Origin of the sequence: Bacillus sp. BD48, assembly GCF_046566805.1 — a bacterium.
Classification (GTDB): Bacteria; Bacillota; Bacilli; order Bacillales; family Bacillaceae; genus Bacillus; species Bacillus safensis.
In genome coordinates this window covers 54398-77819 of record NZ_JANGFM010000002.1, presented here as the reverse complement: position 1 = coordinate 77819, position 23422 = coordinate 54398, and the positions used below count along the sequence as shown (strand labels likewise).

The following is a 23422-nucleotide window of genomic DNA, read 5'->3' as shown; positions in this document are numbered from 1 at the left end:
GATGATTGTACTTTCTCTCGTCATTGCCTGTATAATTATCTTGAATTAAAGCTATCATACATGATGTTTTTTGATAAATCAAGATATTTTTCTGAACATTTTTAAAAATAAGTCAACGGGTGCTGGAAGAGTCTTCTTTTTATGAAATTTAAACAAATGTTAAAGAGCAAGTTATGGTCTCTTTCTTTTCTAGGGGTATAATAAAGGTGAAGGGAGGTACAGCGTGTGTGGACCATTTGTATGAATGAGTTTAAGCAGCTCTTCAAAAGCACAAAATCTATTTTAACAATTGTTATTATTTTCATTTTATCTACTTTTGTTTCGAGTCTTCCGTTTATCGCTGTTCATCAGGAAAAATGGGAGCTGGCAAAGGATCCTTATTCTATTGGGAATGAACTGGTGATTTCTTTATTTGGTTTCTTCCTTATTTTTTTGTTGTCTCATGATATTTTGAGCCGCGAAATTCACTTGAAAACCATTCGATTTCTCGTCAGTAAAACAACCCGTTTGAACATTATCATCGGGAAATATCTTGGACTGATGCTGTTTTGGCTTAGCTGTATTATGACGACATACGTCCTGAATATGGTGATTTCACACCGTTTTCTTTTCTCAGATGCCTTAAAAATCTTAACCTTTATCAGTGTCGGTATCTCATGTGCTTTATTTTTGTCCATGCTCTTTCCAACACCACAGAAATCAATGTTTGTCGGCATGTTATTTTCCTTTCTTTTCCCAATCGTCAGTTTGATTTCTGTTCTTTCTTCAGAACGAATGATTCATTGGTTCCAATATATGACGCCTTATTATTATGCGCGCTGGAGTGAACCGCTGACCTATGTCCTAATGAACACGGCATTGACCGTTATCTTACTCATTGGAACTGCACTGCTGTTTCAAAGGAGGGATGTGTAGATGCTTCATACAAAAGGGCTCACAAAAAAATATCGTACAAAAGTCGCAATAGATCAAATTAACCTTGATGTCAATCAAGGCGATATCTTCGGACTCATTGGACCAAAGGAATCTGGTAAGACGACGTTTTTCAATATCATTACCGGCATCTCCCGCCCTACCTCTGGTACGTTTACAGTGATGAATAAGCCTTCGCTAAAAAAAGTGAGACAGCATATCGGTGTTCTGCCTGAATATACGGATTTATATGAAGGACTCACGGCTCTTGAGCATATTGCCTATTTATCAAAAATCACCGGAACACGCCAGAAAACAAGTGATTATGAAGAACTGCTCGAATTTGTCGGTTTACATCACTATCATCAGGAGAAGGTCGGTGCCTTTACACCTGGTATGAAAAAGCGGCTCGGAATGGCGCAGGCCATCGCCCATCAGCCGGAATTTATTTTACTTGACGAGCCTTTTGCCGATATTGATGCAGATTCGATCTTGCACATCCAGCGGGTCATTGAAACATTAAAAGATGAAGGAAAAACCGTCTTTTTAACAGCTGACCGCCCAAGGTTCACCAATAGTATTTGTACCAAAACTGCATTCATTTCTGAAGGAAAATTAGTGTCCCCACATACTCATCCTCAAGAGAAAACCATCACATCCTCAAACATACGTGCAACCTTCAAGCATGCATGGATTGATGATGAGGTGAAACCTGTTCTCACGCAGTACCTACAAACTGTCGGAACAGATCTTGTGATCAGTGATGACGAGACCTCATTGTTAATTCGTTCAGAAGCTCAAGTTCCAGCGATCATCCGCGCTTTTGTGAAGTGCAAAGTCGATTTATACAGAGTCACGGCTCAGGATGCCATGCTGTCCTCATAAAAAAGTACCGTACGCTTTCTGCACGGTACTTCTTCTTTTTTTATAAAGGTTTACTCATATAAATACCGGTTTCTTCAAATCCCGTTTTCTCGTAAAGCGAACGGGCGATTTGATTGTGAGCAAAGACATGGAGAGAGAGTTTTTGCACACCTAATGACTTTGCCTGCTCCTCTAATGCAGCAATGGCCTGCTTTGCAAAGCCTTTTCCTCGATAAGCTTCAAACAAAATAAAGTTATAAATAAACCCTTCGTGCTGTGGGTGATTCGGGTCATAGCAAAGCCAAACCCAGCCTATCGCTTCATCTCCGTTTAAGAAATTCCACAGCTCATGATGCTCTGTCTGAAGACCTTCTGGAAGCAGCCTGTCAAATTGTTCTTCTGCGTTCGCAAGTGATTCTTCCTTCTCCCATGTCCCTGCGAGTACCTTTTCTTCCGCGTACCGCTGAATGGCTTTCTCCATCAATACATCGTAATCAGTTTGTGACATCCGTTGTAGTGTAACCAATCGTACCGCCCCCTTTCCTTCATCATATGTCAGTCATGCAAAAAAAACCAGTTCCTAGTTGGAACTGGTTAGCCGCCATATCGGTCGGTTTGAGAAAGTTTGATCTCTGCTGATTTTTTCTTTCCGCTTCGATAAAATTGCACCTTTACCTTGTCGCCGACCTTCTTTTGATATAAATACTTACGAAGATCTACGATATTCTGTACACTCTTGCCATCAAAGGAGGTCACGACATCCAGCTCTTTTAGTCCCGCTTTTCCTGCTGGAGATAACGGCTCAACACTCATGACAACCACCCCAGATGTGACCTTAGATGGCAGTTTCAATGTTTCCTGCCAGTGGTAGCTCGCAATATCCGCTAATGATTTCATGCCGACGCCAAGATACGGACGCTTTACCTCTCCGTAGCGCTCTAAATCCTCTATGACAGGGATGACCAGATTCGCCGGAATAGACAGCCCGATTCCTTCTACCTCTGATTCAGCAATCTTCATTGAGTTGATGCCGATCACCTTTCCGTCCATATTGATCAAGGCACCACCGCTGTTTCCAGGATTGATGGCGGCGTCTGTTTGCAGTACTTCTGCATTCCAATCTGTCTGTCCGTCCCCATTTGAGTCCACAGGGATCGCACGCTCCGTGCCTGAAATGACTCCTTGTGTGACAGAGCCTGCAAATTCAAGCCCTAATGGATTTCCAATGGCGATGACTGGCTCACCCGGCTTCACATGATCTGAGTTACCGAAGGCTGCCGTTTTCTTGATTTTATCACTTTTGACAGTGAGAACTGCTAAATCCATGAGCTGATCGCTGCCGACAAGATTGGCACTAATTCTTGTCCCGTCATGGAGGCTCACTTCAAGCTGGTTGGCGCCTTTGATGACGTGATGGTTTGTGACAATATAAAACGTGTCACCCTTTTTTTTATAGATCACACCTGACCCGCTGCCTGCTTCTCCGCCTTCCTCCCAAAAGCTCGACTTTTGGATATTAATGACGCCGACCACCGTATCTGACATATTAGACACCACTTTCGTGACAGCATCATTGACGTTTACATTCACAGTCTTTAAAGGGTCCTGAGATGTTTGTCCATCACCGTTCTGCTGCCATCCAAAGGGACTGCCGCTCTGTCCAGATACATAGGGGAAAAAGAATCCCATTAAAAAAGCTCCTACCAATACACCGATCAAACCAGAAAGAAAATATCCTTTTCTGCTTCGTCTCGGCTTCCACTCTACATCGCGATAATCCACTATGTTTCCTTCCTTTCAGTGAATAGATGATGTATATAGTGTTGGTAAGAAGCTCTTATCTTAATCATACGATTATAAAAATCATACGGCGCAAAGCGGGGTTGCTTTTTTCGGGTCCGTATCAAATAAATCAAAGCCGTCCCCCACAACAAAGCCCTTCATTTCAAGCGTCTGCTGGACCGCCATACGGGCTAAATCCTTCATGTTGTTGTCTTGACTCAAGTGAGCCAAGTAAATGCGTGAGGTGGCATCTCCAATGACATCTGTCATCGCAAGAGCAGCATCTTCATTTGATACATGTCCGACATCACTCAGAATTCTGCGCTTAATGCTCCATGGGTATCGGCCCATTTGCAGCATCCCGACATCATGATTGCTCTCAAACACAAATGTATTGGCTGACTTAATAATGCCTTTCATGCGGTCACTCACATAGCCTGTATCTGTCATGAGGGCAAGTTTGCGCCCTCCATAATGGAACACGTAAAACATAGGCTCTGCCGCATCATGTGAGACGCCAAATGACTCGACATCAAGGCCGCCAAAGGATTGAACGGTCTCCATATCAAAATGGAATTTCTGCTCTGTATCAATCTTTCCGATATGAGACTCCATTGCCTTCCATGTTTTCGCATTTGCATAGACAGGAAGCTTGTACTTTCTTGCCATGACACCAAGCCCTTTAATATGATCGGAGTGCTCGTGTGTCACAAAAATGCCGTCCAAGTCTTCAGGCTTGCGGTCGATTTGGCCAAGCAGCTCGACCATCTGTTTGCCGCTTAAACCAGCATCCACCAAAAAGGCATGCTCGTCTGTTTCTAAATAAAAAGCGTTCCCCGTACTTCCGCTCGCTAGTACACTGAACTGCAAGCTCATGTTCTCTCACTCCATTGAAGATTTGTCATCTTTCTCTATATGATCAAGTGTTGAACCATCGATGGCATTGATCAAATATTCTTCCTCTGTCTTTTTCTTTGAACCTGCTGATACGCCTTCAAGCTCCACCCGCCATACAGGAACCATGACTTGCGTGCTGGCCCCAGGGTATTGCGTATAGTAGCCAAGCTCTACCTTTTTCACGGTCGTGTTTTGACTCAGCATATTTTGCGTATATAAGTCCTTCACGGTTTCAAGTGCTGGGACAAGGGTTTCTTTTCTCACTTCATTAATCGATGTTACCATCGACTGCTGATATGAGACGACTTCGTTTTGATCGTTGAGATTTAAGGTGATTTGCCCGATAGTTTCGGTGTCATCAAGGCCTTCTTGGAAGATGTATTTCCCTTTATACGTTTGGAAAAAGACGATTTTCCCTGTCTCTTCATCTATATCCCACAGCTTATAATTCTTCCCATCCAGCAAACGCTGGTTTACAAGGTTCGTCGCCGCTGTTTTGATATCCTTTTTTGGCAAGGCAACTGGCTTGTTGAAGGTCATTTCAAGCAGCGTGACAGGATCATCTTTGTCTGTTTTTGGGAATGTGCTTTTCGCCTTTTGATCAGCTAATCCGTCGACATCCTTTTTCGTATATTGCTTCTTTTCAGCTGTAATGCGGTATCCAATCTTCGCTTCATCTGATAGATTGCCATATTTGATCCCGTCTGCCTTCATTTCTTCCAGCGTATCCGTTTTTTCGATAATCGCAAAATGATCGGTTGACCGTTTTTCAAAGTATTGAAAACCTAGAAAGATATCGAGAACGAGAAAGGCTAGGATAAAGATCGTTTTGGTCTTATTCCACTCCATGATTCTCGCTCCCCTCTGTCAAAAGATCATTCGATAGAATCACGGTTTTGCCGTTATACTTCATACACCATACAGGCTCCAGCCAGACAAACATCGCTTGATCTTGATCTGATGCGGTTGAAGCAGCTTGATATGCAGGGAAAATCTGTTCAATTTTCTCCAAGTCATCATATTTCGTCTGCTTGATGATCAAGTCCTTCAGCTCTGTCCCGTTCATCAGCTTGACCTGTTCACTTTGACTCGCTTTATTGCCAAGAATATAGTTTGGACGCTTGTAATTCAAAATGTCATCATTCGCCCATTGGACTTCAAGGGAGGTCATCCCAAATGGATGCTTTGTACTGTTGACGATCGGCAGACCGTCCATAAACATATTAAAGGACAGCTGCTGGTTGCTGTTGATGCCAAAGTATTGATAGTCATCAGTAAAGCTTCCCGTATCATTGAAATATTTCACGCTTCGCTTGATCAAATCCCCCGTTTGGAAAACAGTGCTGGAATTGATATTGCGATGCTGATATTGAATGCGGTGGTCTTTTTGATTGGCTTCAAGGCGGCTTGTGCCATCTGTGTACACCGTCCGGTTTAAATTAGATTCCTCACCGACAAGGCTCGGATCCGTAAACAAAGCGTCTTTGAATTTGTTTGTCTTAATCGTTTCGATAAAGAACATTTTTGCTTCAAGCTGCTTTTGCTTTCTCGGAAGAAGGAAATCTCGTTTAGAATTCGTTGAGAATGTATAAAGATCGTAGCGCGGCATCTCGTTTTGAGCGGCTGCAATACTGTCCATTAGATTACGGTAGTTGGCGGACTCAATTGTCAGCTCAAGCACCGTCTCCTTGCTGTATGAGACCAAATACACTTTCTTATTGGCCTTATCCTGCTGAGCGAACGGCACAATCATCCGATCAAACGAGTTGTATTCAATGGACTTGTTCGGCCATTTAAAGAGCGCTTGGAATATATCAATCGGAATCGGATCATTGAACACAAGATCCAAAGTCTTCCCTTGTCCTTCGCGTCCATAGAAGAAATTCTTAAATTTCTGCTCGGAATATTGATCTGACACATCATTAATCTCTTTGACATCCCAAAGGCTCACATCATTCCAAAAGTTTTGAAAGAGTTCCTTTTGATCCACTTTAAAATGCTCCCCATTTGAATGGATGAACATCTCGCGCGGCTTCACAACATCAATGAGACTTCTAGGCTCGTCGCTTGAAATCTTCTTCGTTTCCACGACCTGTGTGCCACTATCTGCCTGATCCTGCATGACGGGCTGGAACATCCAGATATTCCACGTAAATACAAGACTGATCGCAATTAGGATTGTCAAAATTATGGTTTTAAAGGTCTCACGCTTCATCCCAATCATCCTCTTGTTCTTCATTGTACGGAAGGGTAAAGGTCACCGTTGTCCCTTTTCCTTCAATGCTGTCAGCCCAAATATCTCCGCCATGAGCTTGAACCATTTCTTTTGCAATCGCAAGACCAAGGCCGGTTCCGCCAAGCTTTCTTGTTCTTGCTTTATCTACCCGATAAAAACGTTCAAAGATTTTATCCATATCCTTCTTCGGAATACCGATTCCTTCATCTTTCACGCTGAATAACACAAGGCCTTTCTCCTCATCCAGATCAACGGTAAACGTGATGTGTCCACCCTCTGGTGAGTATTTCATGGCATTGGAAATGATATTATCGAGCACCTGTGTAATTTTATCTTGGTCGATTTCCACATATACTTCACGCTGCGGCAGGTTGCGAATAAAATCGACATGCTGCTCCTTCGTCATTTCAAAACGATCAATGACGAGCGAGATAAACCTGATAAAGTTCGTCCACTCACGGTTGAATTGATAATCCTTGCTGTCGAACTTAGACAATTGCAGCAGGTCATTGACAAGCCGGATCATGCGCTCAGTTTCATTTTGCGTAACACTGAGGAATCTTGGCGCAAGCTCTTTATCACCAATCGCACCTTCAGCCAGCGCCTCAAGGTAGCTTCGCATCGTTGTCAGCGGTGTGCGCAGCTCATGCGATACGTTCGCGACGAATTCACGGCGTTCCGCATCAATTTTCTCTTGCTCTGTGACGTCATAAATGACCGCAATTAAACCATCAATTTTCCCATGCTCTTTCTGAATGACGGAGAAATTCACACGCAATACAGACAGCTGGTCTTCGCGTTCAATTTCTATCAGCATGGAATCTTGATTTTCGACTAAATCTTCAAAGGTATGAGTTTCCTCTAAGCCAAGCAAGGACGTAATCGGCATTTCTAGTGCTGTTTCACGTGTAACATTTAACAGCTCTAATGCAGGGCTGTTTAATAGAATAATTGCACCGTTTTGATTCGTTGCGATGACGCCGTCCGTCATATAGGCAATGACAGAAGAAAGCTTTTTCCGCTCACCTTCCGTCATCAGCTGAGCTTCCTCCAGCTCTCTCGTCAGATGGTTAAAGGTTGTCGCAAGCTGGCCAATCTCGTCATGCCCATACTTCCGGACCTTTCTGGAGAAGTTCCCTTTGGCAAGCTCAATCGCTTGTTTTCTCATATCTGAAATAGGATGAGTGATCGTTCTGAAGATGAAGATACCAAGTAGAGCAGTCGTCCCAAGTGCAATCAGTGTCCCAGTTGCTAAAATGGTGTTAATGGTTCGCATTTGGTTAAACACACTTTCCATTGAAGACACAACATAAATCACACCAACGGTCTCTTGGTTCTCATTTTTTACGGCTGTCGCAGAAATACGCACCCTTTTATTTGACTCAGGGTCATAGAATTTTTTCTCATAGTCTTTGCCAACCGCAAAAATACGGCTAATGATTTGATCAGTGATTTTCTTGCCGGCAATCTCTTGGCTGCCGTTATTTACAGAGGCAATGACCTCTCTGCTTTCGTCAATATAGCTGACTTCAGAGATTTCATTAGACTCATCTTTGTTGTTAAAATCGTTTAATATCTTTTGAGCATCCTCTTTTAATTCTGCCTTGCTTTTCGATGAATCTTGTTCTAGGTAATACGATAACGAGTAGATTCGCTGATTCAAGGAATTATCATATGAATTAATTAAGGATTGCTCTAGCTGCTTCACAAAGTACACGCCAATGATCTGCATGGCGACGATGATCAGCAGCACGTAAATCAAGGTCAATTTGAAGTGAATCGAGCGAAAAAAACCTACTTTACTCATAAGAATCTTAGTCCTGCTCTGGGTTTCTTAAATAGTAGCCGACGCCTCGTCTTGTCACGATCCAGCTCGGGTGGCTAGGGTTGTCTTCAATCTTTTCACGAAGACGGCGGACTGTGACGTCTACTGTACGGACATCTCCGAAGTAATCGTAGCCCCATACAGTTTGCAGCAAGTGCTCACGTGTCATGACTTGTCCGATATGTTTCGCCAAGTAATGAAGCAGTTCGAATTCACGGTGTGTCAATTCAATCGTTTCCTCACGCTTAGACACCACATACGCATCTGGATAAATAACAAGTGATCCAACCTCAATATCATTTGATTCAGATTCTTCCTCCGTCTGCGGAGCAGCGGTTTGTCTTCTCAAATTCGCTTTCACGCGGGCAAGCAGCTCACGCGTGCTGAAAGGCTTCGTCACATAATCATCTGCACCAAGCTCAAGGCCGATGACTTTATCAATTTCAGAGTCTTTTGCTGTCAGCATGATAATCGGCATGTCATATTTCTTTCTCACTTCACGACATACTTCAACACCATCTTTATTCGGCAGCATAATGTCGAGCAGAATAATGTCCGGCTTGATTTCTTCTACCATTTCAAGGGCTTCGTTTCCATCATAAGCACAATGAACCTCATAGCCCTCTTTCCTTAAATTAAATTCCAATATATCAGCAATCGGTTTTTCATCATCTACGACAAGAATCTTTTTTTCCATTGTGATTTCCTCCTGCATTTTTAGCATCTATGTCATTCCATTTTGCATCTCACATTACGCCTTTTCCGTTTGCGGAAAAAAGGCTCACTGTCTATTATAACGTTTTACGAGGCAAAGATAAAAATAATAACGGCTTTCTTTACTAGTAAACGTTGGATAGGAAGGCGCCGCTCAAAAAAATTGATGACTTTTTCCTTTTTTATTGAAACTTTTCCAATCACCAGACGTCTATATAGATGTAACGTCTTCTTCTTATGGAGCCGGGCCCTACCTAGGTCCGGCTTCTCCCTTTTTATGCCTTCTTTTCATAATAAAAACGCACCTGCGATTGCAGATGCGTTTGGAAGTGGCTCGGGACGGAATCGAACCGCCGACACACGGATTTTCAGTCCGTTGCTCTACCAACTGAGCTACCGAGCCATCATCAAAAAGATGAATATGTATAAATGGCGGTCCGGACGGGACTCGAACCCGCGACCTCCTGCGTGACAGGCAGGCATTCTAACCAACTGAACTACCGGACCTCAGTAACTTGCCCGAAAAAGCAATCGTGGTGCTCCTTCAAGCAAGTGAGGAAAAAATTAGCTTAACGCTAAAGTAAATCAATGACCCGTACGGGATTCGAACCCGTGTTACCGCCGTGAAAGGGCGGTGTCTTAACCGCTTGACCAACGGGCCAATACATGGTGAGCCATGAAGGACTCGAACCTTCGACCCTCTGATTAAAAGTCAGATGCTCTACCAACTGAGCTAATGGCTCTCGGCTTGTGAAAAGTGAATCTGAAGAAGCTGTATTGCGCCAAACCAATCGCTTTAAAAAAGCTGGAACATCGCATCCTAACAAGTTTCAGAGACCTTTGCAACAACGAGATTTATAATATCATAGAGTAATTACATATGGCAATACGTTTTTCGACATTTTTTTAAAAAAAGTGTCGGATTTCATTTCTCCTTTCAAAGCCTCCTCTTCTGCAACCGCCTTCATTTGATACGCCTTTTCGGGTGACCTCTGCCTACTCAAGCACATAGGCACGTTTCAGGCCGCTCAAAAATGGCTATACATGAAACAAGTGACATTGTCATTGAAAAAGGAGGAAGCAGTATGAGTTCATTCAAATTAGGAGATAAAATGCCCAACTTTTCACTTCCAACAATACAGGGCGAACACATTGATTTCGACAAACATTTAGAGGAGCATCAAAGCTGGCACCTGATCGTTTTCTTTAGAGGATCTTGGTGTCCGGTATGTGTAGAAGAGTTAAAAGAGCTCGAACAGCAGCAATCATACTTTCAGGACAAGGATATTCACTTGATGGCGATTTCAACAGATAACCCTGATGACTTGAAGGCATTTGCGGATAAAGAGGGATTGTCCTTCCCGATCATGTATGACCATGATCTCACGTCATTAAAAGCATATGAAGTCCACTATCACGGGGAAGATGCCCCATATGAAGACCACGGGGTGCACGGTGAACCCGCCTACTTCTTATTAAATGAAAAAGGGCAAGTGCTCTATCAGCAAAGACAAACAAGTCCGTTTGGCAGACCGCACGCCAACGAACTACGCAAAATCATCCAGTACATCCGTAAAAATTTAAAAGGCCAATATAAAAGCCTGAAGTAAGGAAAAAGCCCTCGTGATGAGGGCTTTTTTTATGAACGCTTTTTATTATATAGCCAATCTGCGGTGAAAAAAACAAAGAGACCCGCCATGAGAATGACAAAAGTGACGGGTGGTTTATTACCCTGGAAATACATGTACAGCGCATGCCCTCCTAATGCGAGAAGATAAAAGACAAATGCTGTTACAGCTGCTTTATGTGTATTCGCTTGTTCTCTTTTCGTCATTTTTTTAAAAAACATTGTGTCTATCCCCTTTATGATGCTTTTTTCATCGTCACCCGGCGAAGTGCCCGTGAACGGATATATTCCATTGGCCCGATTCCCCAGAGGTTTAAGCAGCATGCTGAAATCGCGATTTGCAGAAGTGAAATCAACAGCCATGCCAATACAATCAGGGGCGCATTGATTTGACCGCCGAGACCCAATCCCCAGCTATAAAAAAGAATGGAGCAGATGACATTTTGCAGGATGTAGCAGCTAAGCGCCATTTTTCCTACATATTCAAACCAAGTCCATATGAACCATGACTCCTTGCGTGCGAGGAGCTTCGCAATGACAGCTATATAGAAAATAGAGAGGAATGGTGAAAAGACGTAGCGCACCACAAATTCCACTAGATCGTTCGGAACGAAGACTAGTGCATTCAGCGGTAGACCAACCCACAGTCCGATTCGGAACAATATTTGCCGGAGAGATTGTCCGCGTTCATTTGCATAAAATACACCAGCTCTCATCATTCGCACACCTAATAAAAACAGAAATGTGTTCATTGGAATGATAAAGATCGCTTCTTCTCGGTACATGAAAAAGTATTGTAATCGTTCTTGAACCTGCGAGATCCATGTCTCTGGCAGCTGTTCTTCCAGCGCCGGTTCACCGCTTTGATCATCGGACGCTGACTCCATTTCAGAGAGGGAGTACAGCATCAGACATGACATGGCAAGCAGATGAATCACACTTGAGAAAATCATACCCTTTTTGATGCGCCTGCTCCCTCCACGAACGATATAAGCCACAAGTAAACCCGTGACAGCGTAACTCATGAGCACATCATATTCCATCACGAGCGCAAAATGGACAAAGCCTTCAATAAATAAGAATAAAAGAATCCACAAATATGTACCCGGCCAAGGCGTATTTTTTCTTTTCGCCTGCTGGTATTTCAGCTCTAGCCCTACACCAAACATGATTGTGAGCAGTGATAACATTTTGCCATAAACGAACATAGAGACAAGACTTTCAAGAAAACTGCCATTTTCATATTCATCCGCAATCTGGTCTGTTGCAAAGGTATCTCCTGTATACGCAAAAAACCAGACGTTCGTTCCCAAGGTGCCTAGTATGGCAAAACCTCGTAAAATATCTAATAATCGTATTCTTTCTTTCACTAGAACGCTCCTTCCCTCCTATACAGTTATCATATTTTGGTAATGACCGGAAGCCCGCTCTACTGAAATTAAGAAATATTTAAACAAAAAAACACCAGTAAAATGTGTCATTTTACTGGTGCCTCATCAATCTATTCTTATGGACGGTACACGCTGCGGACAACGTTCGTTTGTGAACGATCTGGTCCGACTGAGAAAATGGAAAGTGGAATACCTGTTAATTGTGAAATGCGCTCTAAATAATGGCGGGCATTTGCAGGCAGCTCACTTAAGTTCTTCACGCCTGTAATATCCTCTGTCCATCCTGGCATTTCTTCGTAGACAGGCTCACATTTCGCTAATTCATTTAGGCTTGCTGGGAATTCCTCTGTGATTTCTCCATTCAATTTATAAGCGACACAGATTTTCAATTTCTCAATCCCTGTCAGTACGTCGATGGAGTTAAGAGATAAATCTGTAATTCCGCTCACACGGCGCGCATGACGGACAACAACACTGTCAAACCAGCCAACACGGCGCGGGCGTCCAGTTGTCGTACCGTATTCACGGCCAACCTCACGAATTTGATCGCCAATTTCATCATGAAGTTCTGTCGGGAATGGGCCATCTCCAACACGTGTAGTGTACGCTTTTGACACGCCAACCACATGTTGAATTTTCGTTGGTCCTACGCCAGAACCAATCGTCACGCCTCCAGCTACTGGGTTAGATGACGTCACAAATGGGTATGTTCCTTGATCGATATCAAGCATGACCCCTTGTGCGCCTTCAAATAACACGCGGCGGCCTTCATCTAGTGCATCATTCAAAACAACAGATGTGTCTACGACATATTTTTTCACTTGCTGGCCATATTCATAATACTCATCTAAAATATCTTCAATCTTGAAGCCTTCTGTGTCATACATTTTCTCTAAAAGACGATTTTTCTCTTCTAGATTACGTGCAAGCTTCTCTTCAAATACTTCACGATCTAATAGATCTGCGACGCGGATACCGATGCGGGCTGCTTTGTCCATATAGGCTGGCCCGATTCCTTTTTTCGTCGTGCCGATCTTGTTAGCCCCTTTCCGCTCCTCTTCTACCTCGTCCAATTTTAAATGGTAAGGTAGAATAACATGGGCTCTATTGCTGATTCTGAGGTTATCTGTACTCACATTCCGTTCGTGAAGATACGCAAGCTCAGTGACCAACGCTTTAGGATCAACCACCATTCCATTACCGATGACACAAGTTTTCTCTTTATAAAAAATACCGGATGGAATGAGGTGTAGCTTATAAGTCACTCCATCAAATTTGATCGTGTGACCTGCATTGTTTCCCCCTTGATAACGGGCAATCACCTCTGCATTTTCTGAAAGGAAATCGGTAATTTTCCCTTTCCCTTCGTCACCCCACTGCGTACCTACTACGACTACTGAAGACATATCGTGCACCTCCGTTAACCTTTCAAAACGTTATCTCTTTCAAACACATTTATTTTATCAATGCACACCGAAAAAGTCAACGTGAAATCCGAACATTAATATCTCGAAATCGAATTTTGTTCGTTTTAAATATAGAGAAAAGCGCTTTAATCACTTTTCCAGTGCTTAAAAATGGAGATTTTGAGCAAAAACAACTTTTTATCGTTTCCAGCTGTTCATCAACATAAAAAAGACCCCCAACAATGGGAGTCTTTTTTAAACGGGTGTAATACCATCTGTGTTCATCAGTACAACTCGATACCCATCTGGGTCCTCAATGGTTGCTCCTCCTCGGTCCCAGTATGGATTCGTTGAGGTGACATGCCGTCCGCCAAATGAGATCAATCTCTCTTTCATTTGCTGAAATTCCTCTGCATCCGGAATATAGAAAACAAGCAGCTGTTCTGGATGCGGGACAGGCAGGCTGTCTTCTTCTTCATGTTTGGTGATTTCTAAATGAACATGCTGGTGAGGCAGCCCGAGCATCACACCATCGTACCCTTCATGCTGATCAAATGAGCCTATTCGTTTGAGCCCTAAGCCTTCTTCATAAAAGGAAACAACCTCTTTCATGTTGACGGTTGGGCGTGCGATACGTAATTGAGCGGCTTCAAACTGTTGAAATTTCATCAGTCTTCACTCCTTTTCTCCTTTTAGTATACGCTCTCTCTTTTTTCCTCTCCTCCTCTTTTTGATTGTTTTTTCAATCATTCTTTCGATGTAGATCAATCAAAAAAAGCCCAGCTTCTTGAGCTGGGCTTTAAGCACCGGGCGGAACACCCGCATCATCAAATCTTCTTTCCAGGTTGACGAATTTGTTATATTCTTTGACGAACGCCAGTGATACTGTACCAACTGGACCGTTACGCTGTTTGGCAATAATGATTTCAATAATGTTCTTATTCTCTGATTCTTTGTCATAGTAATCATCACGATAAAGGAATGCCACGATATCGGCATCCTGCTCGATACTTCCTGATTCACGAATATCGGACATCATCGGACGTTTGTCCTGACGCTGCTCTACCCCACGTGAAAGCTGAGACAAAGCAATAACCGGAACTTCAAGCTCCCTTGCCAGCGATTTTAATGCCCTAGAGATTTCAGAAACCTCTTGTTGACGGTTATCGCTTGATCGTCCGCTTCCTTGAATGAGCTGCAAGTAGTCAATCAGGATCATGCCAAGACCATTTTCTTGCTTCAAGCGGCGGCATTTCGAGCGAATTTCACTTACTCTAATCCCAGGTGTATCGTCAATGAAAATCCCACTGTTTGACAGCGAACCCATCGCCATTGTCAGCTTGCCCCAGTCCTCTTCTGTCAGATTACCGGTTCTTAGGTTCTGTGCATTAATATTCCCCTCTGCACAAAGCATACGCATGACGAGCTGCTCCGCACCCATCTCTAAACTAAAGATGGCGACACTTTCGTCCGTTTTGGTCGCGACATTTTGGGCAATGTTCAATGCGAAGGCGGTTTTCCCTACTGATGGACGAGCCGCTACAATGATTAAATCATTTCGCTGGAATCCAGCTGTCATCCGGTCAAGCTCAGAGAAACCCGTTGGAATCCCTGTGATATCGCCTTTGCGGTTATGAAGCTGTTCAATATTATCGTATGTTTGAACAAGAACGTCCTTAATGTTTTGAAAGGCTCCTGAGTTTTTACGCTGCGCCACTTCCATAATGGTCTTTTCAGCATCACTCAACAGGTCTTCTACTTCATCCTCACGCGTGTACCCATCCTGTGCAATGGTTGTCGCCGTACGGATCAGACGCCTTAAAATGGATTTTTCTTCTACAATTTTTGCATAGTATTCAATGTTTGCGGCAGTTGGGACAGAGTTCGCAATATCGGTTAAATACGAAATCCCGCCTACCTCTTCTAGTAAATCTGTATTGGCAAGCTCAGATGTCACCGTGACAAGATCGACCGGTTCCCCTCTATCGCCAAGTACAAGCATCGCATTGTAAATCTTTTGATGCGACATTCTATAGAAATCCTCTGGAATTAATACCTCAGAAGCGAGCGTTAGCGCGGATGGTTCTAAAAAAACAGCACCTAATACGGCCTGCTCGGCTTCTATATTTTGCGGCGGCAGCCGGTCATCGAGAAGTTCCGTCATGCCAAGCACCGTCCTTTCATATAAAAATACGCTACTCATCATTTTAACATTTTCATCAATAAAAAAGTGAAAAACATCAACTATAGTCAAAATTACCATGAGGATATTTCGTTGAACAGTGGAACAACGCACTTCAATAAGAAAGACCCCGTAACATAAATTGTTATAGAGTCCTTCTGTATCGCTAATGGAATTTGGATTTGTTGTCGTTCACACATGAGTTCGGCGCTCCAACATGGCATGTTCGGGTGCGTTTTTCTAATCTATCGTTTTCTTAACTCCATAATTTTCTTTTTGCCCAATGTCTTGTAAAGAGCCGTTTTGGTAACCAATAGATAACACCAAATCTGGAATAGAATCAAACCCGTTTTTCGCTAGATCAAATAGCTGTGCACCGTAATGTGAAGCGGCAATTCTTGCATTTTCTGCTGTGTATGGATTTTTAAGAAGTTCTTCTTTGTATATATCAAAAATATTGGTACCGTTATCCGTTACAAATTGACCGTTTACAATGTTTAAGTCTTTCAAATTGTAGCCTGTGACGGTTTTTATTTGATTAACAAGGTGAAATTTGGCAAGAGAATCAGGTGTGAATTGAGTAGAATCATCATTTCTACTTTTCATAATATGGAAAAATAGTTCTCTTGTATTGTTGCTTGTATTTAATAAGTCTTCTATTTGTTTCATCAGCGATTCATCTTTTGAACCACTCACTACTAATTTAAAATTATTCGGGTCAATGGTGAAAGTGAGATTTGTGTTTTTAGGAATGGTTATACCGTTTTTAGAGAACAAATCTTGTAATTGTTCGTTTACCTTTTGCCGATTGAATATTTTTTTCTCTACGCTTTCTTGGGTAGGATCGTACCGTTTTTCATTACGGAAGATGGCATCATTAAAGTCATATTGACCTCCTTTTCCAGAATTAGCCCAGCCAATCTCCATCGTATATGCAGCTTCTCTTTCTACTTTAGTTAGATCACTCCTGAAATAAGGAGAGCGTGGATTTCGATACTTATCGTGTATATGCCCATGAGGATTTTCGAAACGTTTATTTTGTTCATTTATTTTTTCGTATTTTTCATCTAATAATTTCATTCGTCTATCAGCTTCGGTCATCACCTCATTTGTACTTTTAATAGCTGATTGACCCTTATAGTCTATTTGGTTCTGATTGTTTGAAGCACCTGCCGTGTACGACGTATTAATATTCATTTTGATTCTCCTTTTTAAAAAATTAGTGATTATTAAATATATCGGCAATTCAGTTAAAATTTGTTAGTTTTGATCCGATATAGAAATTATTACAAGGAGGGTTAAAATATGACAAATACTATCTTCAAACTTTTTTTATTACCTGCATTGGTATTAGTGCTTATTACTAGTCTTTTTGCACCTAATTCAGCAGAAGCAGCGATTACAGGGAATAACAGTCCTAACACAGCAAGTTCAATGGGATATTGGAAAAGTAGTCGTTCAGACACGACAATCTTACCTGAAGGTGAAAATGAAGCGTATTATCAGTTCACGATCAATAAGGGTGAAAGGGTTTATGTGCGAAGTTCATATGATAAACAATATACAGGGATGAAAATCGAGGTGTATAATTCGAAGAGTTCTAAGCCAGGATCAAGAGTCATTAACCCTGATTCAGTAACGCCGTTTATTTTTGCAAATACTGGTGACGTTACTTCAACTTCAGAGACTTATTTTGTGAAAGTGACCCGTGGTACATATACAGGGAATATGTACTTTACTGTTTCCATTCAAGATCGTATCAAATCTGGGAATGGGACATTCAATTTTACGGGGACTGCTACCAACTTGGGGAATTCTTCTTTAAATTTTTTAGGAGTTGATTCTTCTGTCATTACAATGGATTTAACGACCAATTCTTCTATTCCTAACAATGCTATCGTAAAATCAATTACGACAACTAGTACCCAAACACCTAACCAAGGAAATGTCACACACAAACTGATGGCTGATGAAAACAAGATTTGGAACGAATCACTTTTTTCATCGGCAACAAGTGGGTCTTATCGTATTTCACTGGAAGATCAATTAAAAGTCGCTCAAAAATGGAGCTTTAAGTACAACGCAAAAGCTACAGCGAGATCTACTATGAGCAATGTCAAAGCCGATATCCGTTACGAATATGATGTCACAGATGGATTCTAATTGAATGGGGTTTGCAGACAAAAAGTAAGGGGACATCCCTTACTTTTTTAATTGACGCATTTTTGATGCTATATGATATTTCACCACTCATAAAACAGCACCGTCCTTCCATAAGAAATACGCTGCTCATAAAAAGTGAAAGTGTTAATGGTGTTTTTGCTGGAGGGCGTGTTGAAAGAGGAGGATGGTGATCAAATCGGTGGCCCGCTGGTATAAATCCCATTGTTCATAGGCCGCAAATGTCATCCGTATTTCATGTAATGATTGCTTCATTTCAAGATATTCTTCCACTGTAAACGAATTTTTCAATTTGAGCTGATTTTCAAGCAATTTCAGCCTCAGCTTTCCTAATGGGGTTTTCATTCTGCCTACATTCCCTTCGATCTTGTCTTCCTTAGAAAATTGTATATGAATTTACGCATGATATTGAATAAGTTGTGAGATATGATCACCATCTTTTTAAAAAATCTCCTCTTTTTTCCTAAAAATACATGAAGGTCTATAGACTTATTTTTCCTCAAAATAATTTCAAGTAGAAAAACCTATATATATTCCTGAATAAAACAGAAGAAAATGGTAAATATCCCGAGACGGTCAAGGTCTTTTGGCATTTTTCCTCTTTTTTAATCACACGGTCCGCCATACTCTATTTCCAGTCAATTGGTAGTTATTTAGTCCTTTATTTTCTGAATATTTCAATTCAATTGTCAATTACACAACTTAATGAACATTTGACTTCATAATTGATAACTATTATCATTTGATTTGCTTGCGTGATAATTGAGAATCATTTTCATTTGAAGGAACCATTCTTCAAGCTCTACACTCATCCTATATCCGCAAGCCTGCTTTTATCATCGTATGAGAGTCAATTTGAGGAAGGGGATTTTTTACACATGTCCAAACGCCCTGAAGGAATGGGTACTGAGGATTCTCTTTTCGGAGAAAGTCGTCCTTTTTTTATACCTGGGACGGAGCAACTGGATATCACAGCACACCCATACAGACTTTTTATATTTCAACCGAATACTACTCCTCCAGCGGCTGGTTTTCCAGTCATGTACGTGCTTGATGGGAATTCACTTTTTGGCACAATGGTCGAAGCCATTCGTTTACAGTCAAGAAGACCCGAAAAAACAGGTGTTGTACCTGCCATCATTGTTGGAATTGGCTATCAGACAGAAGCGCCCTATCATCCGCTCAGGCATTATGATCTCACTCTAACCGGCCCTGACGCTTCCATTGGTGGCAAAAGAAAGGATTTCTCCACCCATACATATGGCGGCGCCTCTGCGTTCTTTTCTTTTTTAGAAAAGATTGTAAAGCCTTATATCGAGCAGCGCTTTCCGATCAACCAGAGTCGTCAAACACTGTTCGGGCACTCTCTTGGCGGTCTTTTTGTATTACACACACTATTTGAGCACCCTGATGCTTATCAGACATATATTGCAGGCAGTCCTTCTATCCACTGGAACAAAAAATTATTTCTAGAAAAAGAACACCAATTCACCAATCATATACGTCAGGTGCCTATGGATGTCAGGCTGCTTGTAGGTGTAGGTGAGTTAGAAAAACATCATCCGTGTCAAATGAATGATCATGCAAATTCACTAGCAAATCGTATGCTGCCTTTATCCTCATATGGCTTGCATACAGCCTATCACGAGTTCCCTAAAGAAGGACATACGTCCGTTTTACCGGTGCTGATGAATGACGCTTTTCGTTTTGCACTCTATCATGATGATCCTTTCACAACCACAGACATGAAGGAAAGGCAGTGAACACATGAAACACAGTGGTCTATCTCAAAAAATTGTCCTTGTCACAGGCGCAGGACAGGGTATTGGACAAGCAGTCGCAAAAAGACTAGCCGAAGAAGGTGCGATTATTGCAGCAGTTGACTTAAATGAAGATCAGCTGCAAAGCACCGTCCAGCAAATGAATGATGAAGGCATACGTGCCTTTGCCTATCCAGGTGACATAACCGATCAAGCATCTGTTCAGCACATTGTCGATCAAATTGAAAAGCAGCTTGGTCCCATTTATTTACTGGTCAATGTAGCAGGCATTCTTCGAATGGGTTCTATCGACCAGCTTCGTGCAGATGACTGGAAGCAAACTTTCGCAGTCAACACACATGGTGTGTTTTACGTATCTCAAGCTGTCTCCAAATACATGATAAAAAGATCAGAAGGGGTCATTGTGACCGTCAGCTCTAACGCAGGTGCCATTCCTAGAATGAATATGGCTGCCTATGCCGCTTCAAAAGCAGCAGCTACTTCATTTACAAAAACGCTTGGACTAGAACTGGCTGCCTATGGAATCAGGTGCAACGTCGTCTCCCCTGGCTCTACCGCAACACCTATGCAATGGGCTTTATGGCCTGATGAACAAGGAGAAAATCAGGTGATTAAAGGTTCATTAGAGACGTATAAAACCGGTATTCCTTTACAAAAAATCGCTGATCCTCAAAACATCGCTGATGCAGTAATCTTCTTTGCATCTGAGCAATCAAGTCATATTACGATGCAGAATCTCACGATTGATGGCGGCGCAACACTCGGAATCTAGCATTTCATTCAAAAGGAGGCCTTTTCATGAAACATTCATTATTGTCGTCAAAAGAAAAAGTACAGTTGCTTCAAGACTATCAGCCAGGCGCTTTTTTCCTTGCTTCCCCTAAACGCACAATACTTGCCGAAGGGATATTCAAGCATATTGAAACCAATCAACTAAATGAACTATCCACAAAGGTAGCCCATGTTTTTGAGACTGCCAAACAAGCTGGTATTCAAGCACCGATTGTTGCTGGTGCTGTTCCGTTTGATCCGGCGCAACCCGTTCGTTTAAATGTGCCAGTCCATGTACAGTTTAGTGATCCACTCGAATTTCATCAAGGTGATGAGGAATCAGAAGTGACATCACCATCCTATGAGGTGACACCTGTCCCTTCTCCTGAAGTCTACATGAATGGTGTGAACGAAGGGTTAGCTAAAATTGAAAAAGGAGAGCTTAGCAAAATCGTCATTTCTCGATCTCTGCATCTCAAATCAAATCAAGACATTCTTACGAAAACAATACTCGAACGACTGGCTCGACATAATACAAATGGCTATACATTTGCTGCAAATGTAGCTGATCCGAAGTCTTCCCAAAAGCGCACACTTCTTGGGGCAAGCCCTGAGCTGCTCCTTTCTAAAACCGGTTCATCTGTAATTTCCAATCCACTCGCTGGTTCCCGGCCGCGCAGTTCGGATCCAGTAGAGGACAAGCGTCGCCACGATGAACTCCTTACTTCAGCGAAGGATTTACACGAGCATGCAGTGGTTGTTGAAGCTGTCACTAAAGCGCTTTCTCCTTACTGTCATACACTAGATGTGCCTGCATCACCATCCGTCATACAAACTGAAACGATGTGGCATTTATCGACTGTCGTAAAAGGAGAATTAGCAGATGACAGTGTGTCCTCAATAGATTTGGCGCTTAGCCTTCATCCAACACCCGCAGTATGCGGAACTCCTACAGCAGATGCACGTGAAGCCATTCAAGCGATTGAACCCTTTGATCGAGGATTTTTCACAGGAATGGTCGGTTGGGCAGATGCAAATGGTGATGGTGATTGGATTGTCACCATTCGTTGTGCAGAAGCTGAGGGTCAATCCCTCCGCCTCTTTGCTGGTGCAGGAGTGGTCAAAGGATCTAAGGCAGAAGAAGAGCTAGCCGAAACATCTGCAAAATTTAACACGATGCTTCGTGCGATGGGCATCCATCAGCTATAAAAATACATAGGAGATGACAAAAACATGTTTGTTCAACCACCTACATGGCCAGAAGAATTTGCAAAACGCTACCGTGAAAACGGCTGTTGGCGTGGGGAAACCTTTGGCGGTATGCTTCGTGAACGCGCCGCATCGTTAGGAAATAAAACAGCGATTACATACGCTGATACGCATATGAGCTACCAAGAACTTGATAAGCGTGTCAGCAGTCTTGCCGCCGGTTTTCATCAGCTTGGAATTCAAAAGGGAAGTCGAGTAGTCGTACAGCTTCCTAACATTCCTGCTTTTTTTGAAGTCATTTTCGCTTTATTTCGAATCGGTGCTTTACCCGTTTTCTCGCTGCCATCTCATAGAAGCAGTGAAATCACTTATTTTATTGAGTTTGCCGAAGCAGACGCATATGTCATACCAGATATCGATGGCGGCTTTGATTATCGATCACTCGCACGTCAAGTGAAAGAAAAGCTTCCCTCATTACCTCATGTCATTGTTGCAGGGGAAGCTGAGGAGTTCCTTGACTTGGATGATCTGCGCAAGGACCCAGCACTTGATCCTCAAATTCATGTAGAGGCAAGCGATATTGCGTTTCTTCAGTTATCTGGAGGCAGCACAGGCCTTTCAAAGCTTATTCCTCGTACACATGATGACTATATTTATAGTCTTTGGAAAAGCAATGAGGTGTGCGAGCTCACACAAGATAGTGTGTACCTAGCTACACTTCCGGTTGCGCACAACTATCCATTAAGCTCGCCTGGCGTCCTTGGGACGTTATACGCAGGCGGAAGAGTCGTTCTTGCACCTGGATCAAGCCCTGATGTCGTCTTTCCACTCATTGAAAAAGAACGGGCGACCATTACCGCTGTCGTTCCACCAATTGCATTGATTTGGCTAGAGGCCGCTCCTCATCGATCAGATGACTTGTCGAGTCTTGAAGTCTTACAAGTCGGTGGTGCTAAATTCAGTGCTGAAGCAGCAAAACGAGTGACGCCTACACTTGGATGTAAGTTACAGCAAGTTTTTGGCATGGCAGAAGGTCTGGTCAACTATACCAGATTAGATGATCCTGAACACGTGATTATTCATACACAAGGACGCCCGATGTCTGAATATGATGAGGTACTAGTGGTTGATGATGAGGACAAGCCCGTCCCGCATGAAGTGGCGGGGCACCTTTTAACAAGAGGACCTTATACGATTCGCGGCTACTATAAAGCCGATGAACAAAACAAAAAAGCATTTACACCTGATGGCTTTTACAGAACAGGTGACATCGTGCGATTAACCAAAGAAGGAAATGTTGTTGTAGAAGGCAGAGACAAGGATCAAATCAATCGTGGCGGCGAAAAGGTTGCCGCTGAAGAAGTTGAGAACCATTTACTTGCCCATCCTGACATTCATGATGCCGCCATGGTGTCTATGCCAGATCCATTTCTTGGCGAACGCTCATGTGCCTTTGTCATTGCGAAAGGAAACAACAAACCAGCACCGCACGTCTTAAAATCATTTCTAAGAGAACGCGGGCTCGCAGCCTATAAAATTCCTGACCGCATTGAATGGATCGATGCGTTCCCACAAACAGGTGTAGGCAAAGTCAGTAAAAAAGCATTAAGAGAATTAGCTGCAATCCATACTGCCAACGTATAA

Annotated in this window: 22 protein-coding genes, 4 tRNA genes and 1 other annotated feature (1 of these 27 only partly in view); of the genes, 8 read left to right on the top strand and 18 right to left on the bottom strand. The window is 42.6% G+C overall.

Features of this window, described 5'->3' with window-relative positions; genetic code table 11:
• Positions 1-33: a binding site (T-box leader), on the bottom strand; it reaches 238 nt to the left of the window's first position.
• A gap of 192 nt (positions 34-225) precedes the next feature.
• Entirely contained in the window at positions 226-915 is a 690-nt protein-coding gene (locus tag ACLGGR_RS05440) for an ABC transporter permease (RefSeq protein ID WP_142946056.1), read from the top strand.
• A complete protein-coding gene (locus tag ACLGGR_RS05435; protein WP_410972642.1) occupies positions 916-1797 on the top strand; it encodes an ABC transporter ATP-binding protein in 882 nt (293 codons plus the stop codon).
• 40 nt (positions 1798-1837) lie between these two features.
• Here the strand turns inward: ACLGGR_RS05435 and ACLGGR_RS05430 are convergent, their stop codons facing one another.
• The 11 genes from ACLGGR_RS05430 to ACLGGR_RS05380 all read right to left on the bottom strand — a co-directional run bounded on the left by ACLGGR_RS05430 (position 1838) and on the right by ACLGGR_RS05380 (position 9973).
• Positions 1838-2302, bottom strand: coding sequence for a GNAT family N-acetyltransferase (locus ACLGGR_RS05430; RefSeq protein ID WP_251216249.1), 465 nt, complete (start codon positions 2300-2302; stop codon positions 1838-1840).
• 68 nt (positions 2303-2370) lie between these two features.
• Positions 2371-3561, bottom strand: a complete 1191-nt coding sequence (locus tag ACLGGR_RS05425; protein WP_410972974.1) for a S1C family serine protease — start codon at positions 3559-3561, stop codon at positions 2371-2373.
• A gap of 78 nt (positions 3562-3639) precedes the next feature.
• On the bottom strand, positions 3640-4434 hold the full coding sequence (locus tag ACLGGR_RS05420; protein WP_024424026.1) for an MBL fold metallo-hydrolase: 795 nt from the start codon (positions 4432-4434) through the stop codon (positions 3640-3642).
• A gap of 6 nt (positions 4435-4440) precedes the next feature.
• Positions 4441-5304 (bottom strand): two-component system regulatory protein YycI, encoded by an 864-nt coding sequence (locus ACLGGR_RS05415; protein WP_323649380.1) that lies wholly within the window; start codon positions 5302-5304, stop codon positions 4441-4443.
• A complete protein-coding gene (yycH, locus tag ACLGGR_RS05410; RefSeq protein ID WP_251216251.1) occupies positions 5291-6670 on the bottom strand; it encodes a two-component system activity regulator YycH in 1380 nt (459 codons plus the stop codon). Before yycH ends, ACLGGR_RS05415 begins: the two co-directional genes overlap by 14 nt.
• On the bottom strand, positions 6660-8498 hold the full coding sequence (gene walK / locus ACLGGR_RS05405; RefSeq protein ID WP_075621380.1) for a cell wall metabolism sensor histidine kinase WalK: 1839 nt from the start codon (positions 8496-8498) through the stop codon (positions 6660-6662). The genes yycH and walK overlap by 11 nt, the downstream gene beginning before the upstream one ends.
• A 7-nt stretch (positions 8499-8505) precedes the next feature.
• Positions 8506-9213, bottom strand: coding sequence for a response regulator YycF (gene yycF, locus ACLGGR_RS05400; RefSeq protein ID WP_024424030.1), 708 nt, complete (start codon positions 9211-9213; stop codon positions 8506-8508).
• A gap of 347 nt (positions 9214-9560) precedes the next feature.
• Positions 9561-9633, bottom strand: a tRNA-Phe gene (locus ACLGGR_RS05395).
• A gap of 27 nt (positions 9634-9660) precedes the next feature.
• A tRNA-Asp gene (locus ACLGGR_RS05390) sits at positions 9661-9737 on the bottom strand.
• 82 nt (positions 9738-9819) lie between these two features.
• Positions 9820-9891, bottom strand: a tRNA-Glu gene (locus tag ACLGGR_RS05385).
• 6 nt (positions 9892-9897) lie between these two features.
• Positions 9898-9973 (bottom strand) — tRNA-Lys (locus ACLGGR_RS05380).
• A 342-nt stretch (positions 9974-10315) separates the two neighbouring features.
• Here ACLGGR_RS05380 and ACLGGR_RS05375 point away from each other — a divergent pair.
• Positions 10316-10840: a peroxiredoxin family protein gene (locus ACLGGR_RS05375; RefSeq protein WP_034283595.1), complete on the top strand. Its 525-nt coding sequence runs from the start codon at positions 10316-10318 to the stop codon at positions 10838-10840.
• Positions 10841-10869: 29 nt separating this feature from the next.
• Here ACLGGR_RS05375 and ACLGGR_RS05370 read toward each other — a convergent pair whose 3' ends face one another.
• The 6 genes from ACLGGR_RS05370 to ACLGGR_RS05345 all read right to left on the bottom strand — a co-directional run bounded on the left by ACLGGR_RS05370 (position 10870) and on the right by ACLGGR_RS05345 (position 17033).
• Positions 10870-11079 carry a hypothetical protein gene (locus ACLGGR_RS05370; RefSeq protein WP_095410012.1) on the bottom strand — a complete coding sequence of 70 codons (210 nt, stop codon included), beginning with the start codon at positions 11077-11079 and terminating at the stop codon, positions 10870-10872.
• A gap of 14 nt (positions 11080-11093) precedes the next feature.
• Complete coding sequence (locus ACLGGR_RS05365; protein ID WP_410972641.1) at positions 11094-12227, bottom strand: DUF418 domain-containing protein; 1134 nt, start codon at positions 12225-12227, stop codon at positions 11094-11096.
• 137 nt (positions 12228-12364) lie between these two features.
• Positions 12365-13654, bottom strand: a complete 1290-nt coding sequence (locus ACLGGR_RS05360) for an adenylosuccinate synthase (RefSeq protein ID WP_034283601.1) — start codon at positions 13652-13654, stop codon at positions 12365-12367.
• Between the two features lie 255 nt (positions 13655-13909).
• On the bottom strand, positions 13910-14323 hold the full coding sequence (locus ACLGGR_RS05355) for a VOC family protein (protein WP_095410016.1): 414 nt from the start codon (positions 14321-14323) through the stop codon (positions 13910-13912).
• A 130-nt stretch (positions 14324-14453) separates the two neighbouring features.
• On the bottom strand, positions 14454-15818 hold the full coding sequence (gene dnaB, locus ACLGGR_RS05350) for a replicative DNA helicase (protein ID WP_003214779.1): 1365 nt from the start codon (positions 15816-15818) through the stop codon (positions 14454-14456).
• A 258-nt stretch (positions 15819-16076) separates the two neighbouring features.
• Positions 16077-17033, bottom strand: a complete 957-nt coding sequence (locus ACLGGR_RS05345; protein WP_410972640.1) for a DUF4885 family protein — start codon at positions 17031-17033, stop codon at positions 16077-16079.
• A 108-nt stretch (positions 17034-17141) separates the two neighbouring features.
• Here ACLGGR_RS05345 and ACLGGR_RS05340 point away from each other — a divergent pair, with 108 nt between their 5' ends.
• Positions 17142-17999, top strand: a complete 858-nt coding sequence (locus ACLGGR_RS05340; RefSeq protein WP_410972639.1) for a hypothetical protein — start codon at positions 17142-17144, stop codon at positions 17997-17999.
• A gap of 144 nt (positions 18000-18143) precedes the next feature.
• Here ACLGGR_RS05340 and ACLGGR_RS05335 read toward each other — a convergent pair whose 3' ends face one another.
• Positions 18144-18362 (bottom strand): hypothetical protein, encoded by a 219-nt coding sequence (locus ACLGGR_RS05335; RefSeq protein WP_410972638.1) that lies wholly within the window; start codon positions 18360-18362, stop codon positions 18144-18146.
• 533 nt (positions 18363-18895) lie between these two features.
• On the opposite strand from ACLGGR_RS05335, the gene ACLGGR_RS05330 reads away from it, so the two are divergent.
• From ACLGGR_RS05330 to ACLGGR_RS05315, 4 genes are read left to right on the top strand one after another with little or no spacing between them, the layout of a single operon-like run.
• A complete protein-coding gene (locus ACLGGR_RS05330; protein ID WP_251216258.1) occupies positions 18896-19780 on the top strand; it encodes an alpha/beta hydrolase in 885 nt (294 codons plus the stop codon).
• A 4-nt stretch (positions 19781-19784) separates the two neighbouring features.
• Complete coding sequence (locus ACLGGR_RS05325) at positions 19785-20570, top strand: 2,3-dihydro-2,3-dihydroxybenzoate dehydrogenase (RefSeq protein WP_410972637.1); 786 nt, start codon at positions 19785-19787, stop codon at positions 20568-20570.
• 26 nt (positions 20571-20596) lie between these two features.
• Positions 20597-21778, top strand: a complete 1182-nt coding sequence (dhbC, locus tag ACLGGR_RS05320; RefSeq protein ID WP_410972636.1) for an isochorismate synthase DhbC — start codon at positions 20597-20599, stop codon at positions 21776-21778.
• A gap of 24 nt (positions 21779-21802) precedes the next feature.
• Positions 21803-23422 (top strand): (2,3-dihydroxybenzoyl)adenylate synthase, encoded by a 1620-nt coding sequence (locus tag ACLGGR_RS05315; protein ID WP_410972635.1) that lies wholly within the window; start codon positions 21803-21805, stop codon positions 23420-23422.